We start from the raw sequence: 1,158 nt of genomic DNA on the forward strand, positions 1-1,158 counted from the left end.
TGGGCGTGTTCGTGGGCCGCAATGGGCCGCATGGGGCGTTCCGGTCGTGCTCGAGTTATCCGTTGTGCCATAACAAGCCGAAGGGTGGGCGTCGATACTGACTTCAGCCCAAAGCAGCACTTGCAAGGGCGCGAACCGCCTCTTGAGCCCAACGAGGTTCTGAGCACCACGCGATTTTGAGGCCGGGCCTCAAAGGCTAGAAGACTGATCGTAAACAGCTTCTTCTCGGAGAACATATTGCCGACTTCCCGCGATCAGACACGTGCCAACGCCGCATCTTGCCGCTGCGCCAAGCGCGGAAACGCTCGGGCAGGGGAAAAGCGCGGAGAAAAACCACGTCGACAAACGTAATTTGCCGCACCTCGCTCAAGTGACAATTGCGCAAGCCTATCCTCCACGCGCCTCATTAAACTGTTGACGAAACTGAACAATCCCGCTAATTATTAGGATTCGCCGATGTTCTGGGCTCGCTGTTTCTGCTGGAAGGGGATCCAAGGTGGAAGATACTGATCGGCCGGGAATCGGCTATTTGAAGCTATATGGCGAGGCAGTACCGACCGGGGTAATTTCGGCCTCCGCTGCGGGGAACCTGCTACTCGGCCTCGACGAGTGCATTCGCTACTTTTGCCGAATGCAGTCTCCTGGCCTGGCTGCGATCGAGTATGAGGTCCCGGTTAGAACCTCGGAAGGATCTTGGATTGCCTGGATCCAAGAGCACGGCGTACTGATTGCCTCGGGCCTTGCAACCTATGGTATCGGATCGTATGTGAAGAAAGCCGCTGAGAAAATGGCAGAGAAGGATTTCCGCGACGTGGGCCTTTCTGACGTGATCCGAAAGTCGATGGATGCATTCAGAAAGCTCTTGGAAGTCCTGAAGCATACAAAAGGGAGCCGCGAGTGGAACAGTCGCCTCCATTGGAAAACGGTCAATGGCGTTGTTGGTATCGAAAACGAAGCCGGCGAGATCATCTATATCCCCATCGAGTACTTCAAATGGTACATGGACGTCCCACATGCGATGCTCAAGCGAATATCATCGGCCGTCAGAGAAGGGCGCTCGTTGCAGCCGTGCAGGACGATCTTGGAGGCGCCGCGGCGGACCGCGTACCGCAGGACCGCGTCGACGTCGCGCCACTCGGTGTCGCCGAGCTGGGCGAG

General features: G+C 56.9%; 1 protein-coding gene. It reads left to right on the top strand.

Annotated features, from left to right (window positions below; translation table 11 throughout):
• Positions 1-496: 496 nt before the first annotated feature.
• The coding region (locus AB0E19_RS38855) for a hypothetical protein (protein ID WP_362189999.1) at positions 497-1,158 on the top strand (662 nt) is incomplete at its 3' end.

The sequence above is a fragment of the Streptomyces sp. NPDC047974 genome (assembly GCF_040653375.1).
In the GTDB taxonomy this organism is placed as follows: domain Bacteria; phylum Actinomycetota; class Actinomycetes; order Streptomycetales; family Streptomycetaceae; genus Streptomyces.